The 13384-nt window shown below is 71.3% G+C and carries 12 protein-coding genes; 6 read left to right on the plus strand and 6 right to left on the minus strand.

The annotated features are described in order from the left end of the window. The first annotated feature begins 126 nt into the window (after positions 1–126). The 5 genes from J3A75_RS28795 (at position 127) to J3A75_RS28815 (ending at position 5093) form a co-directional block, all read left to right on the plus strand. Entirely contained in the window at positions 127–1266 is a 1140-nt protein-coding gene (locus J3A75_RS28795; protein WP_012321291.1) for an amidohydrolase/deacetylase family metallohydrolase, read from the plus strand. Between the two features lie 157 nt (positions 1267–1423). Beyond that, a complete protein-coding gene (locus tag J3A75_RS28800; protein WP_012321292.1) occupies positions 1424–2194 on the plus strand; it encodes an ABC transporter ATP-binding protein in 771 nt (256 codons plus the stop codon). After that, positions 2187–3113, plus strand: a complete 927-nt coding sequence (locus tag J3A75_RS28805) for an ABC transporter permease (RefSeq protein ID WP_012321293.1) — start codon at positions 2187–2189, stop codon at positions 3111–3113. The genes J3A75_RS28800 and J3A75_RS28805 overlap by 8 nt, the downstream gene beginning before the upstream one ends. A 211-nt stretch (positions 3114–3324) precedes the next feature. Next, positions 3325–4413 (plus strand): YeiH family protein, encoded by a 1089-nt coding sequence (locus J3A75_RS28810; RefSeq protein WP_024828824.1) that lies wholly within the window; start codon positions 3325–3327, stop codon positions 4411–4413. 227 nt (positions 4414–4640) lie between these two features. Next, a complete protein-coding gene (locus J3A75_RS28815) occupies positions 4641–5093 on the plus strand; it encodes a MucR family transcriptional regulator (protein ID WP_012321295.1) in 453 nt (150 codons plus the stop codon). On the opposite strand, the gene J3A75_RS28820 is transcribed toward J3A75_RS28815, so the two are convergent. The 6 genes from J3A75_RS28820 to J3A75_RS28845 form a co-directional block, all read right to left on the minus strand. Further along, positions 5066–5416: a hypothetical protein gene (locus J3A75_RS28820; protein WP_012321296.1), complete on the minus strand. Its 351-nt coding sequence runs from the start codon at positions 5414–5416 to the stop codon at positions 5066–5068. The genes J3A75_RS28815 and J3A75_RS28820 overlap by 28 nt on opposite strands. 188 nt (positions 5417–5604) lie before the next feature. Beyond that, the gene (locus J3A75_RS28825; RefSeq protein ID WP_043074580.1) at positions 5605–7209 is read right to left on the minus strand and encodes an ABC transporter ATP-binding protein; all 1605 of its coding nucleotides are present in this window, start codon (positions 7207–7209) and stop codon (positions 5605–5607) included. 4 nt (positions 7210–7213) lie between these two features. Beyond that, positions 7214–8635: a M20 family metallopeptidase gene (locus J3A75_RS28830; RefSeq protein ID WP_043074570.1), complete on the minus strand. Its 1422-nt coding sequence runs from the start codon at positions 8633–8635 to the stop codon at positions 7214–7216. Positions 8636–8695: 60 nt separating this feature from the next. Beyond that, a complete protein-coding gene (locus J3A75_RS28835) occupies positions 8696–9631 on the minus strand; it encodes an ABC transporter permease (RefSeq protein ID WP_071000143.1) in 936 nt (311 codons plus the stop codon). A gap of 10 nt (positions 9632–9641) precedes the next feature. Continuing rightward, positions 9642–10559 (minus strand): ABC transporter permease, encoded by a 918-nt coding sequence (locus J3A75_RS28840; protein WP_012321300.1) that lies wholly within the window; start codon positions 10557–10559, stop codon positions 9642–9644. A gap of 191 nt (positions 10560–10750) precedes the next feature. Next, positions 10751–12283, minus strand: coding sequence for an ABC transporter substrate-binding protein (locus J3A75_RS28845; RefSeq protein ID WP_071000144.1), 1533 nt, complete (start codon positions 12281–12283; stop codon positions 10751–10753). A gap of 170 nt (positions 12284–12453) precedes the next feature. On the opposite strand from J3A75_RS28845, the gene J3A75_RS28850 reads away from it, so the two are divergent. Beyond that, the gene (locus tag J3A75_RS28850; RefSeq protein ID WP_024828820.1) at positions 12454–13356 is read left to right on the plus strand and encodes a LysR family transcriptional regulator; all 903 of its coding nucleotides are present in this window, start codon (positions 12454–12456) and stop codon (positions 13354–13356) included. Positions 13357–13384: the final 28 nt, after the last annotated feature.

Below are 13384 nucleotides of genomic sequence, written 5' to 3' on the forward strand. Positions count from 1 at the left end.
GTCCTGGCGAGCGCAGCGAAGCAATCCAGGGCGGCGCGCGGTCCCCGAGCGTGGCGGATCCCTGGGTCGCTTCGCTGCGCGCGCGATGACGGGTCGGATTCCCGCGACCAACATCTGGAGTCTCTCGTGCAGCACGACCTCATCCTGAAGGGCGCGCGGGTCATCGACCCGTCGCAGAACCACGACGGGATCTGCGACGTCGCCTTCGCGGACGGCCGCGTCTCGGGCTTCGGCCGCGACCTTCAGGCGAGCCCCGGCACGCAGGTCCGCGACATGGCCGGCGCCATCGTCACCCCGGGCCTGATCGACCTGCACACCCACGTCTACTGGGGCGGCACCTCGCTCGGCATCGACGCCGACGAATTCTGCCGGACCTCGGGGGTGACCACCTCGGTCGATACCGGCAGCGCCGGCCCCGGCAACTTTGCCGGCTTCCGCAGCCACGTGATCGAGCGGTCGCAGGCGCGGATCCTCGCCTACCTGCACGTCTCCTTCGCGGGGATCTTCGGCTTCTCGAAGACCATCATGGTCGGCGAGAGCGAGGATCCGCGGCTCATGGCACCGCGCGAGGCGGTCGAGGTCGCCGACGCCAACCGGGACGTGATCGTCGGCATCAAGGTCCGGGTCGGGCGCCACGCCTCGGGCGACCAGGGCACCGCGCCGCTCGACATCGCGCTGCAGGTCGCCGAGGAGACCGGCCTGCCGCTGATGGCCCATATCGACGAGCCGCCGCCGAGCTACGAGGCGGTGCTGGCCATGCTGCGGCCCGGCGACGTGCTGACCCACGCGTTCCGGCCGTTCCCGAACTCCCCGATCACGGCCCAGGGCGCCGTGAAGCCGGCGCTCCGCGAGGCGCGGGCGCGGGGCGTGATCTTCGACATCGGCCACGGCAAGGGCTCGTTCGCCTTCAAGACGGCGCGGGCCATGCTGGCCGGCGGCTTCCTGCCCGACACGATCTCGTCCGACGTGCACCAGCTCTGCATCGAGGGGCCGGCCTTCGACCAGGTCACCACCATGTCGAAGATGCTCTGCCTGGGCATGAGCCTCGACGAGGTCGTCGCCGCCTCCACGGTGAACGCCGCCGTGGCGCTGAAGCGGATGGAGTACGGGACCCTGAAGGTCGGGGCGCTCGGCGACGCCACGGTGCTGGCGGTGCGGGACGGGGAGTTCGACTACGTCGACACCCGGGGCGAGCACATGACGGGCGACCGGCGGATCACCGCGGAGGGCGTGGTGCTGCGCGGGGCGTGGTGGCACCCGGCCTGACCGCGCCGGGATCGCGCCCCGAGGACCTCGGTCCTATCGCATACAAAATATCGACCTTTACAGCCTCTTCGACTGACCGATACACTTTCCCGTGAGGGTCGGACCATCTCCGGCGCTCAGCGAAACGCGGCCCAAGCCGCGGCGCCAGGGAGGATGGATGGACACGGGTCAGCCTCTGCTGGAGGTCGACGGCGTCACGCTCCGCTACAAGACGCCCGAGCACCTCGTCACGGCCACCTACCGGGTGAGCTTCCGGGTCTGGCCCGGGGACCGCTTCGTCCTGCTCGGGCCGTCCGGATGCGGGAAGTCGACCCTGCTCAAGGCGGTGGGCGGCTACATGGCGCCGACCGAGGGCGAGATCCGCCTGAAGGGGCGCCCGGTCACCGAGCCCGGCCCCGACCGGATGATGGTGTTCCAGGAATTCGACCAGCTCCTGCCGTGGAAGACGGTCCGGCAGAACGTGGTCTTCGCCCTCGAGGCCTCGGGCCGGCTGAGAGGTCGCGAGGCCCTGGACCGGGCCAACCTCTACATCGACAAGGTCAACCTCACGAAGTTCGCCGACAGCTACCCCCACACCCTGTCGGGCGGCATGAAGCAGCGCGTCGCCATCGCCCGCGGCATGGCGATGGAGCCCGACATCCTGCTGATGGACGAGCCCTTCGCGGCGCTCGACGCGCTCACCCGGCGGCGCATGCAGGACGAGCTGCTGATGCTGTGGGAGGGCACGCGCTTCACCGTCCTGTTCGTCACCCACTCGATCCCCGAGGCGATCAAGGTCGGCTCGCGCATCCTGCTGCTCTCGCCCCATCCCGGCGAGGTGAAGGCCGAGCTCAACAGCGCCGAAACGCCGGAGGCGGCGCTGCAGCTCGAGGGCCGGATCCAGCACATGCTGTTCTCGGAAGAGATCCAGGAGGCGGAGAATGTCTAGCGCGCAAGCCCTGAGCGGCCCCCCGCTGGCCGGCCCCGCGCCGCGCCTGTCGCCCCTGCCGCCGTCCGGCCGGCCCGAGATCGTGCGCGAGACCGGCCACGCCCACGGCGCCACCGTGGTGGAGAAGCCGCTGTCGGTCGCCGAGCGGCTCTACAACCAGGCCTGGCTGCGCAAGGTCGTGATCCTCGTGCTCCTCGCCGGGATCTGGGAGGCCTACGGGCGCTACCTCGACAACGACCTCCTGTTCCCGACCTTCTCGGCGACCGTGGAGGCCTTCGTCCGGGGCATCGCGGACGGCACGCTCCCGGCCCGGGCCTGGAGCTCGCTGAAGGTGCTGCTCATGGGCTACGCCGCCGGCGTCGCCCTGGCGACCCTGCTCACCGGCGTCGCCATCGCGTCGCGGATCGGGACCGACCTCCTCGAGACCCTGACGTCGATGTTCAACCCGCTGCCGGCGATCGCGCTGCTGCCCCTGGCGCTGATCTGGTTCGGCCTGGGCAACGGCAGCCTGATCTTCGTGCTGGTCCACTCGGTGACCTGGGCGATCGCGCTCAACACCCATTCGGGCTTCCTGTCGGTCAGCCGCACGCTCAAGATGGTCGGGCGCAATTACGGGCTCTCGGGCCCGCGGCTGATCGGCAAGATCCTGATCCCGGCGGCCTTCCCCTCGATCCTCACCGGCCTGAAGGTCGGCTGGGCCTTCGCGTGGCGCACCCTGATCGCCGCCGAGCTGGTCTTCGGCGTGTCGTCCGGGGCGGGCGGCCTCGGCTGGTTCATCTTCGAGAACAAGAACATGCTCGACATCCCGAACGTGTTCGCCGGGCTGCTCACCGTGATCCTGATCGGCCTCGTGGTCGAGAACCTGATCTTCCAGACGATCGAGCGGCGCACCGTCCAGCGCTGGGGCATGCAGGCCTGAGCGGGGGCGGGCCGGTGCGCGACACCGGCCCGCGTCGCCGCGGGGGGACGCGGAGCGCTCCGGCAGCGCTCGGCCTGTCGCTGTCTCCGGCGGACGCCGAGATGTGTCTTCTCGCATGGCACTCGAATAGAGATCGAACTTCTCTGTTGCGCGGGTGCGGCGAACGTTTTCTTCCTATAGGCTCCGCCGACGATCCCCGGAGCCCGATCCCGTGAGTCCTGAAGCCCCCTCCAAGACGGCCCCGACGCCGGCGCGCTCCGACCGGGGCGGCCGGTCGGACACGGCCGCCTCGGTCCTGCCCGGGATCGGGCTGTGCGCGGCGATCACCGCGGTGGCGATGGCCGCGCAGGCGGTGGAGGAGCGGGTCGCCGGCCACCCCTATATCGAGGCCCTGGTCCTGGCGATCCTGATCGGGATCGCGGTGCGAACCGCCTGGACACCCCCGGCGCAGTTCCGCACCGGCATCGCCTTCTCGGCCAAGCAGCTCCTCGAGGTCGCCGTGGTGCTGCTCGGCGCCTCCCTGAGCCTCGGGGCGATCCTCGCCTCGGGCCCGGCGCTGCTGGCCGGCATCGTCGGAACCGTGGTGCTCGGCATCGCCGCCAGCGTGGCGATCTGCCGGGCGCTCGGGCTGCCGGCCCGGATGGCGATCTTGGTGGCCTGCGGCAACGCCATCTGCGGCAACTCGGCCATCGCCGCGGTGGCGCCCGTGATCGGCGCGGAGGCGAAGGACATCGCCGCCGCCATCGCGTTCACCGCCGTCCTGGGCGTGCTGATGGTGCTCGGGCTGCCGCTGTTCGTGCCCCTCGCCGGCATGACCGACAACCAGTACGGGGTGCTGGCGGGGCTGACCGTCTACGCGGTGCCGCAGGTCCTGGCCGCGACCGTGCCGGTGAGCCTGCTGTCGACCCAGGTCGGCACCCTGGTCAAGCTGGTGCGCGTGCTGATGCTCGGCCCCGTCGTGGTGGTGTTCTCGCTGATCGCCCCGCGTCTGCCGCAGGCGGCGGGGGCGCCGCCGGCGCCGTCCCGTCCGGGCTTCACCAAGCTGGTGCCCTGGTTCATCCTCGGCTTCCTGGCGCTGGCCACCCTGCGCTCCCTGGGCCTTGTCCCGGACCCGGCGGTGAAGCCGCTGACCCAGCTCGCCGGCGTGCTCACGGTCCTGTCCATGGCCGCCCTCGGCCTCGGGGTCGACGTCCGTGTCCTGGCCCGGGTCGGCGGCCGGGTCACCCTCGCGGTCACCGCCTCCCTGGCGGTCCTGATCGCCCTCAGCCTCACCCTGATCCGCGCCCTCGGGATCGGCTGACGCCGCGCGCGGTATTTCCCGCCGCGCGGGCCCCCGACCCCTGTAACCGGCCTTCGATTGGCACCTTTGTGCAGGTGACCGAGGCCTTTCGCGCCGGCGAGCCGGCCGTCCCGCACCGTGAAGCGATTTGGGAGATCGACTCTCTGTCAAGACCGTCTTGACACATACGCGGTTTTTGCTTTGGAACCGCGGGCACCGTCGTCGAAAGCTTTGTGTGGACTCCCGCAGTGCCTGAAAAGAATCCCGAGAACAGCCTCAGGTTGGTCACGCTGGTGGGCGAGATCGTCGCCGCCTACGTCTCGAACAATTCCGTTCCGCCGACGGCCCTGCCGGAGCTGATGGCGAGCGTGCACGCGGCCCTGGCGGCCCTCGACGGGCAGCCGCCCGCGGCGGCCGCCGAGCCGGCCGTGGAGCGGCCGACGCCGGCCCAGATCCGCAAGTCGGTCCAGGAGGACGGCATCGTCAGCTTCATCGACGGCCGGACCTACAAGACCCTGAAACGCCACCTCACCGCCCACGGCCTGACGCCGGAGCGGTACCGCGAGCGCTACGGCCTGCCGGACGATTACCCGATGACCGCGCCGGGCTACGCCGCGCAGCGCTCCGCCCTCGCGAAGGCGATCGGCCTCGGTGTGCCCGGCGGGCGCGTCGATCAGCGCAGGACGGGCACCGGCGGCTGATCGGCGGCGCGGCGCCGGGTCGAGCGCGGCGCGGTCTCGCTCCGGCGCCCCTGGAACGGCAGCACCTGTGCGGGGCCCGGAGCGGGCCGGCCGGGCTCGGCCCGGCTCGGGCGGCCGAACGTGTCGGCCCAGCTCAGCTTGATCACGCGGTTGTCCGCGGAGGCGGGCGCGGTGTCCTCCGCGGAGCGCTGTGCCTTGCGGTTGGCGGCGCCGATCCAGCGCACGATCCGGTGCTCGCGCCCGCGGCGCAGCACCGGCGGCAGATCCGCCTCGCTGCGCTTGCGGTTCGGCCGGATGTCGTCGGTCTTGTCTGAGATCGACACGCTCGATAACCCTGTCCCCGTGCGAGGTGCGGGCGGGGACGGATAGCGGGTGCAGCCGTAGATCCGCCGGGGTGCTCCACCCTCGACAACGGCGCTATCCTACTGAACTCGCAGGATCCGGACAGGGCAGTCCCGTCCAAAAAACTTGTCTCTGCGTCCCAGATTGGCCTATCCGGGGCCGGCACGGCTCAGGGCGCGTGCGCCCCCGGCACCGCGGCGAGCAGGGTGCGGGTGTAGGCGTGCTCCGGCGCGGCGAACAGGTCCGCGGTGCCCCGCATCTCCACGATGGCGCCGCGGTGCATCACGGCGATCCGGTCGCAGATCGTGGCGGCCACCCGCAGGTCGTGGGTGATGAACAGCATCGCCAGCGACAGGCGCTGCTTCAGGTCCTCCAGGAGATCCAGCACCTGCCGCTGGACCGAGACGTCCAGGGCCGAGACCGCCTCGTCGGCCACCAGCACGTCCGGCTCCATGGCGAGCGCCCGGGCGATGCCGATGCGCTGGCGCTGGCCGCCCGAGAAGGCGTTGGGGTAGCGGGCAGCGGCCTTCGGATCGAGACCGACGAGGTCGAGGAGGCTCCGCGCCCGCTCCCGCGCCTCCGCGGCCGGGACCCCGTGGGCGATCGGCCCCGCCGTGATGATCTGCTCCACGGTGCGGCGCGGGTTCAGCGACGCGAACGGGTCCTGGAAGATCATCTGGATGCGGCTGCGCTTGTCGCGCAGCGCGCCGCTCTTGAGCGCCGTGTAGTCGAGGTCACCCAGGCGCACCGTGCCGCCGTCGGGCTCGATCAGCCGGATCGCGAGCCGCGCCGTGGTCGACTTGCCCGAGCCGGATTCGCCCACGATCCCCAATGTCTCGCCGCGGCGGACATCGAACGAGACTTGCCTGACCGCCGCCACGACCCGCGGCTTGCCGAACAGGCCGGAGCGCCCGGCATAGGTCTTCGACAGGCCGGCGACCGACAGGGCGACCGGGGCCGCCGCGAGCGGAGGGCGCGCCGGCGGCGTCAGGCTCGGGACGGCTGCGAGCAGCGCCTTGGTGTAGGGCGCCTGGGGGTTGCGCAGCACCGCTTCGGCCGTGCCGGACTCGACGAGCCGCCCGCGCTGGAGCACCGCCACGTGGTCGGCGATCTCCGCCACGACGCCGAAATCGTGGGTGATGAACAGGACGCTCATCCCGCGCTTCCGCTGCAGGTCGCGGATCAGCCGGAGGATCTGGGCCTGGGTGGTGACGTCGAGCGCCGTGGTCGGCTCGTCGGCGACCAGCACCGAGGGCTCCAGCGCCAGCGCCATGGCGATCATCGCCCGCTGTCGCTGGCCGCCGGAGAGCTGGTGCGGGTAGGCCCGGACCGCCTCCTCGGGGTTCGGCAGACCGACCTCCGTGGCCAGCGCCACCGCCCGGGCCCAGCGCTCGCTGCGGGTGAGCAGGTTGTGCGCCTCGAACATCTCGGCGATCTGGTCGCCGATCCGCATCACCGGGTTCAGCGCCGTCATCGGCTCCTGGAACACCATGGCGATGCGCCGGCCGCGGAGGGACCGCCACGCCGGCTCGTCGAGGGTCAGGAGGTCCCGCCCCTCGAACAGGATCGTGCCGGCCGTCGGCTTCAGGGCCCGGGGCAGGAGGCCGGTGAGCGCGTAGGCGCTCATCGACTTGCCCGAGCCCGATTCCCCGACCACGCACAGGATCTTCCCGGCCTCGAGGTCGAGGTTCAGGCCCTCGACCGCGTGCGGGCGGTCGGCGCCCTTGGGGAGCGCGATCGTCAGATCGCGGATGCGGACGACCGGCTCGCTCATCGTGTCAGGCCCTCGCTTCGCGGCGGCGGAGGATGTCCGGGCCATCCTGCCCGAGATCCCAGAACAGCCCGGCCATGATCGCCAGACCCTCGCGGGTGCCGGAGGCGAGCATGTGCTCGTCGGGCCCGTGCTGGCGGCAGGCCGGGTAGGAATGCGGCACCCAGAGGGTCGGCAACCCTAAGATCTCCGAGAAGGCGTCGTTCGGCAGCGAGCCGCCGAGATTGGGCAGCAGCGCCGGCTTCTTGCCGGAGCTCGCCTCGATCGACTGGAGCGCCCACTCGACCCAGGGATCCTCCACCGGCAGCCGCGTCGCCTGGAACACCTCGGCGGCGCGGGCCGGCCTGACCTCGATCATCGGGAAGCCGTGCGCGTCGAGATGGGCGCGCACGTTCCGGATCAGGTTCTGCCAGTCGGTGCCGACCACGAAGCGCAGCTGCAGGGTCGCCTTGGCGTGGGGCGGCACGGCGTTGAGCGGGCCGTCCGGATCGCCGGTCTTGAAGGCCAGCACCTCCAGCGTGTTCCAGGCGAAGACCCGCTCGGCCGGGGTGAGGCCCGGCTCGCCCCAGTCGGAATCGATCGTGGGCGCGGTCGGGTCCTCGCCGACGCGGATGTCGGCCAAAGCCGCGCGCACGCCCTCGGGGATCGGCGGCGGCCGCAGGGCGTCCACCAGGATGCTGCCCCGCGCGTCGACCATCGAGGCGATCGCCGAGGCCAGCACCGTGCCGGGGTTGCGCAGCAGGCCGCCCCAGTTGCCGGAATGGTGCGGGCCCTCGCGCAGGTTCAGGCTCAGCTCGAAATTGTAGGCGCCGCGGGAGCCCAGGAAGAGGGTCGGGCGCTCGCCGTTGAGGCGGGGGCCGTCCGAGGCGATCAGCACGTCGGAGCGCAGGGACTCGGCCTGCTCCCGGCAGAACGGCCGCAGGCCCGGGGAGCCCGATTCCTCGCCCATCTCGATCAGCAGCTTCACGTTGAAGCCGAGATGGCCCTCGCGGGCCGCGATCACCTGCTCCAGGGCGGCGAGGTTGAGGACGTGCTGGCCCTTGTTGTCGGCGGTGCCGCGTCCGTACCAGCGGTCGCCCTCGACCACGATCTCCCAGGGCCCGAGCCCTTCCCGCCACTGCTCGGGATAGCCCCGCACCGTGTCGCCGTGGCCGTAGATCAGCACGGTCGGCAGGTCCGCGCCCTCGTGCCGCTCGGCGATCAGGAACGGGCCGTGCACCCCGTCCGGGTTCGGGAAGATTTCCGGGGTCTCGAAGCCGAGGCGGGCGACGAGGGGCGCGATGAAGGCGTCGAGATAGGCGCGGAGCGCCGCTTCCTGGCCGGGGGCCTGGCTCTCGGTGGGCATCGCCACCGCCTCTCGCAGGAGCGCGAGGAACGCGCCCGAGTCGAAGGCCTCCGTGGCGCGCGCGATGGCGGCGTCTCGCGTCATGGTGTGTTTCCCGTGAAACATTTCGTTAATCTGCCGGCCGGCTCTGGCCCGGCGGAGGCGTCAATTGCGCGCCTCGGGCGCCGTGATGTCGCGCAGGCCGTCGCCCAGGAGATTGATCGCCAGCACGAGCAGGAGGAGCGCCACGCCCGGGATGGTGATCACCCAGGGCTGGAAGAACATGTACTGCTTGCCCTCGGCGATCATCAGGCCCCAGGAGGGCAGGGGCGGCTGCACGCCGAGCCCGAGGAACGACAGGGCGGCCTCCAGCAGGATCGCGTGGGCCATCTCCAGGGTCGCCACGACGATCAGGGCGTTCATGATGTTGGGCAGGATCTCCTGGCGGATGATCCGCAGGTCCGTGAGCCCCGCGGCGCGGGCGGCCGAGACGAAATCCTGGTTGCGGATCTGCTGGGTGGCGGCCCGGGTCACCACGGCGAAGCGGTCCCAGAGCAGGAAGCCCAGCACCAGCACCACCACCTTGAGCGAGCCGCCGACCAGCGCCGCCATGGCCAGCGCCACCAGCACCACCGGCATGGCGAGCCGCGTGGTGACGATGTAGCTCACCACCGAGTCGACCCAGCCGCCGAAATAGCCGGCGCAGAGCCCCAGCGTCGTGCCGATCAGCCCGGAGATCAGCGCCGCCGAGAGCCCGATCAGGAGGGAGATCTGGCCGCCGTAGAGCAGGCGGCTCAGGTAGTCGCGGCCGAGCTTGTCGGTGCCGAGCACGTGCGCCCAGGTGCCCTTGGCCTGCCAGACCGGCGGGATCAGGCGGCGGGACACGTCCTGCGCGTAGGGGTCGTGGGGCGCGATGAGCGGGGCGGCGAGCGCCGCCAGCACGATCAGCCCGAGGATCCCGGCGCCGATCAGGAAGCCGGTGTGGCGCAGGCCCCGCCGCAGGATCAGGCGGGTGGGGGAGGGGACCGGCGCCAGCGCGACCGGCGCGTCCGTGGGCAGGGCCGGGGCGGCGAGCGCCGCCGTGTCGGGGGGGAGGCTCATCGGCGGATCCTCACGACTGGCGCAGGCGCGGGTCGAGGAAGGCGTTCAGGAGGTCGGCGGCGAGCGTCAGGCCGATGTAGATCATGGCGAGCACCAGCACGATCGCCTGGACGACGGGGAAGTCGTTGCGGGCGATGGATTCCCAGGCGAGCTGCCCGAGGCCCTGGAGCGAGAACACCGCCTCGATCACGATCGAGCCGCCGAGCATGAAGCCGAACTGCACCGCCGACAGGGCGATCACCGGGATCACGGCGTTGCGCAGCGCGTGCCGGACCAGGATCTTCCGGGGCGGCAGCCCCTTGGCACGGGCGGTGCGGACGTAGTCGGAGGCCAGCACCTCCAGCATGCCGTTGCGGGTGAGGCGCATCACCGCCGGCATCGCGTAGTAGCCGAGCGCCACCGCGGGCAGGACGAAGTTCTTCCACGTGGCGTTGCCGGAGACCGGCAGCCAGCGGAGATTGACGGAGAAGATCAGGATCAGCGTCAGGCCGAACCAGAAGCTCGGCATCGCCTGGCCGAGCACCGAGACGGCCAGTGCCGTCCGGTCGATCCACGTGTCCCGCTTCACGGCGGCGACGACGCCGAGCGGGATCGCCACGAACAGCGCGACGGCCAGCGCGATGATGCCGAGGTAGAGGGTGATCGGCAGGCGGGCGGCCAGCAGGTCGATCACGCTCTCGCGGAAATAGAAGGAGTTGCCGAAATCGAGGTGCAGCGCCCGCCAGCCCCAGGTGAGGAACTGGGTCAGCAGCGGCTGGTCGAGGCCGTAATCCCGGCGGATCTGCGCGATCTGGGGGCCCGTGGCCTCCGGGCCGGCGATGGCGGTGGCGAGGTCGCCCGAGAGGTGGAGGAGCAGGAAGCTCGCCACCGAGACGGTGACGGCCACCGCCAGGGCGACCAGCACGCGCCGGACCGTGAAGGCCAGCATGGCTCAGGCTCCTTCGTGGCGATCGGAGACGGATCGGTCGGCGCTCACGGCATCCGGACCGATCGCGGGTCCCCTCTCCCGTGCGGGAGAGGGACAGGGTGAGGGATGCGACCTCTCCGGACTGACCGGGCCCCTCACCCCAACCCGCTCCCGCACGGGAGAGGGGGCTCGGCGCGCCGCGGCCACCGCCGTCACTTCCACGACGCCGCGTAGAAGCGCGGCACCTCGTCGGGCTGGGCGGTGAAGTTGAGGTCCGACGTGAAGGCGTAGTTGGTCGAGTAGGAGAACATCGGCAGCGCGTAGGCTTCCGCGGCGATCCGCTGGAGCGCCTTGGCGTAGGCGGCCTTGCGCGTCTCCGGGTCGGTCGAGCCGTCGCCCTTCTGCAGATCCGCGATTACCTGCGGATCCTTGGTCAGATCCTCCTCGCCACCGCGGAAATACACCCCGTCGAAGGCCGAGACGTCCAGCACCGAGAACGAGCCCCAGGTCTGGTAGCCGATCGAGGTCTTGCCGGCCCGCAGCGCGTCCCGGAACGCCGCGTAGCGCAGGTAGTTGAGCCGCGCCTTGATGCCGACGGCGCCGAGATAGCCGATCACCGCCTCGGCGTAGTCGCGCTCGCGATAGGCGCCGAGGTCGATCTCGAAGCCGTTTCCGTAGCCGGCTTCCTTGAGCAGCGCCTTGGCCTTGGCCGGATCGTAGGGGTAGCGCATCACCCCCTGGTCGGTGCAGCCGAACTGGTCGACGAAGCACAGCGCGTTCATCACCCGGGAGGCGCCGCGCACGAGGTTGTCGACCATCGCCTTGCGGTCGATGGCGTAGGAGATCGCCTGCCGGACGCGCACGTCCTTGAGCGGCGAGTTCTCCTTGGCGCGACCGAGCGTGTCGAACTGCAGGAAGCCGACCCGCATCGTCTCGGAATTGAGGACCGTGATGTTGGGCGCGGCGCGCAGCTGCTCGGCCTGGTCGCTCGGCACCCGCCAGATCCAGTCGACGCCGCCGGTCATCAGCTCGGCCATCCGGCTCTCGCCGTCCGGGATGACGCGGAACTGCAGCTTGCCGATCTTCGGCTTACCCAGAGGGCTCTCCGCCCAGTACTTGTCGAACCGCTCCATGCTGACGCCGCGGCCGCTGTCGACCTTGGTGATCCGGTAGGGTCCGCTGCCGACCGGCGCCTTGGCGAAGCCGTCGAGGCCGACCTTCTTGAAGTAGTTCGCCGGGAAGATCGGGGTCGGGCCGGCGAGGTACTCGAGCGCGGCCGGGAACGGCGCCTTGAGGTGGATGCGCACGCTGTGCGGGCCGGTCACCTCCACCGACTTCATCCAGTCGACGTTCTGGCGGGTGACCGTGCGCGCCTCGGGCGTCAGCACGTAGTTGAACGTGAAGGCCACGTCCTCCGGCCCGAGCGGGTCGCCGTTGTGGAAGACCACGCCCTCGCGGATCGTGAGGTCGAGGGTCGTGTCGTCCACCCAGGTCCAGGCGGTCGCCAGCATCGGCTTGTAGGTGCCGTCCTTGGGATCCCGGTACAGCAGCGTGTCCCAGCAGTTCCGGGCCAGGATCACGCCCTCGCGGGCGCTGTTGTGGTACGGGCTGACGTTCTCGGGCTCGCTGTCGGAGGCGTAGACCAGCGTGTCGTCGGCCTTGCCGGCGAGCGCCGGGTGCGCGGCCATCAGTGCGGCGAGCGAGGCGGCCAGGGTGGCGGCCCGGGTGAGAGTCCGTAGCGGCATGCAGGCTCCGACGGCGCGGCGGACAGGCCCGGCGGACGGTTCCGCGGGTGCCGCGTTTTTCACCCTGCCATGGTGTTGTGCATCTGGGATCGCAACAAGTAGAATTTGGCGAGTGCTGCGTTGCCGTATCGGCAATGTGCGCGGCACCATACAGCGTATCGAGCACGATAATGCAGAGCACGGGCCTGCGCTACTTCCTGGCCGTGGCCCGCACCGGCTCGATCGCGGCGGCCTCGGCCCAGCTCAACGTCGCGGCCTCGGCGATCAGCCGGCAGATCGCCAACCTCGAGGCCGAACTCGACTGCGTGCTGTTCGAGCGGCGCCCGCGCGGCATGGTGCCGAGCCCGGCCGGGGAGCTCCTGGCGCAGCACGCCCATCAGGTGCTGATCCGCTCCGAGCAGGTGGTCACCGAGATCCGGGAGCTCGAAGGGCTCGCCCGCGGGCTGATCCGGGTCGCCTGCTCCGAGGGCTTCTCCCTCGACATCGTGCCGAACGCGATCGCGGCCTTCCACGCCGACCATCCCGGCATCCGCTTCGAGGTCACGGTCCAGCCCCCGGCCCAGGTCACCCAGACGGTCGCGGCGGGGGATGCCGATCTCGGGATCACCTTCGCGCTGACGCCAACCGCGCAGGTCGAGGTTCTCTACGACGGGCAGGTCGACATGCTGGCGCTGGCCGCCCCCGACCACCCCCTCGCGCGGGCACCGGCCCTGCGCCTCGTCGACCTGCTGCACTATCCCGTCGCCCTGCCGACCCGGGACACGACCCTGCGGCAGGTCTTCGACGCCGCCTGCGCGCACGAGGGCCTCACGGTCGAGCCCGTGCTGACCGCCAACAAGCTCTCGGCGCTGCTGCCCTTCGTGCGGCGGTCGCGCGGGCTGGCGCTGATGTCGGCCCTGTCGGTCCGGACGCCCCTGCGCCTCAACGAGCTGGTCAGCCTGCCGATCCAGTCCCGGGCGAGCCTCGCCCGCGGCATCAAGGTCCAGGCCATGCGCGACCGGCGGCTGCCCCGGGCGGTGCGGGCGTTCCTGCGCCAGCTGCTCGACGCGCTGCCGCCGCCGCGGTCGCCGTGACGCCGCCGTGACGCCGCCGTGACGCCGC

The organism is Methylobacterium sp. PvP105, from assembly GCF_017876975.1.
GTDB classification, from domain to species: Bacteria; Pseudomonadota; Alphaproteobacteria; order Rhizobiales; family Beijerinckiaceae; genus Methylobacterium; species Methylobacterium radiotolerans.

Excerpts from the sequence above, each read along its gene's own strand:
- J3A75_RS28800 (WP_012321292.1), top strand. The coding sequence starts at position 1,424 with ATGGACACGGGTCAGCCTCTGCTGGAGGTCGACGGCGTCACGCTCCGC.
- J3A75_RS28805 (WP_012321293.1), top strand. The coding sequence starts at position 2,187 with ATGTCTAGCGCGCAAGCCCTGAGCGGCCCCCCGCTGGCCGGCCCCGCG.
- J3A75_RS28825 (WP_043074580.1), bottom strand. The coding sequence starts at position 7,209 with ATGAGCGAGCCGGTCGTCCGCATCCGCGATCTGACGATCGCGCTCCCC.
- J3A75_RS28830 (WP_043074570.1), bottom strand. The coding sequence starts at position 8,635 with ATGACGCGAGACGCCGCCATCGCGCGCGCCACGGAGGCCTTCGACTCG.
- J3A75_RS28835 (WP_071000143.1), bottom strand. The coding sequence starts at position 9,631 with ATGAGCCTCCCCCCCGACACGGCGGCGCTCGCCGCCCCGGCCCTGCCC.
- J3A75_RS28840 (WP_012321300.1), bottom strand. The coding sequence starts at position 10,559 with ATGCTGGCCTTCACGGTCCGGCGCGTGCTGGTCGCCCTGGCGGTGGCC.
- J3A75_RS28845 (WP_071000144.1), bottom strand. The coding sequence starts at position 12,283 with ATGCCGCTACGGACTCTCACCCGGGCCGCCACCCTGGCCGCCTCGCTC.
- J3A75_RS28850 (WP_024828820.1), top strand. The coding sequence starts at position 12,454 with ATGCAGAGCACGGGCCTGCGCTACTTCCTGGCCGTGGCCCGCACCGGC.